1 protein-coding gene is annotated in these 803 nt (G+C 45.6%); it reads right to left on the bottom strand.

From position 1 onward, the window contains the following. Positions 1-700, bottom strand: a 700-nt coding sequence (locus A3756_RS20815; RefSeq protein WP_197481438.1) for a flagellar assembly protein T N-terminal domain-containing protein, incomplete at its 3' end; no start/stop codon positions are given. Positions 701-803: the final 103 nt, after the last annotated feature.

The following is an 803-nucleotide window of genomic DNA, read 5'->3' as shown; positions in this document are numbered from 1 at the left end:
TCCTTTTCAGTTTCGCCCAATATGATGTGGAGAAAGCTTCCGGGTCTTCTAGCGACAGATCTCTCACCACACCTGAGATAACAAATTGAGCTCCAACCTGCTTCGCGTAATCAGCCGCTTTGGTCAGTGTACTCTGCGATGTGAAGTGACTGGGCGCATTGATCACATCCTGATGCAAAGAAAACTCACTCTGCTCGAAAACAACTAACTTATCTTGCAGCTGTAAAGACTGATTAAGTGCACTGGCCAATCCACGCTCAATATTATGAAACCCCCCCAATCTCAGTTGAGCAGGAGACTGAACCGAAAACCCCAGCACCGCGATTTTTTTACGATATTTTTTTGCTTGGGAATCAGGGCAACTGGCAACTTCTTCAACATCAAAGTTCATCACCAGATTCAAGATGCCTTTTTTAACAAATTCATCTTGTAGTACAGATTTACGAATACGCGCTTCACCCGAAACTGAAAAGTAGTCCTTACTTATCTTTCCATTGCTAACACGTTGATCACTCTTTACTCGGGCACCCGCCTGAAGCAGAGCTTGCTTAAGCGCATCCTGTCGAGCACGATCTCTCGCCAGATCATAGCGTTGACCATCAAAATCTGCCTGCCCTGTGACTTGTATCCACTCTGCATTAGCACTTACTGGTGATAGCAAACAAGACATTAGAGCGAGCAAGAAGGAAAAATACTTCATACCAACCTCACTTCAAAAAATATACAGATTGCATTGACTGAGATGCAGCACGCTTAGTGCGGGGCTCACTACTGGAAGCCATAGGCAGTGGCCGGTGGCAATC

Source organism: Oleiphilus sp. HI0086 (assembly GCF_001635225.1).
This window is presented reverse-complemented; position numbering and strand designations above follow the sequence as displayed.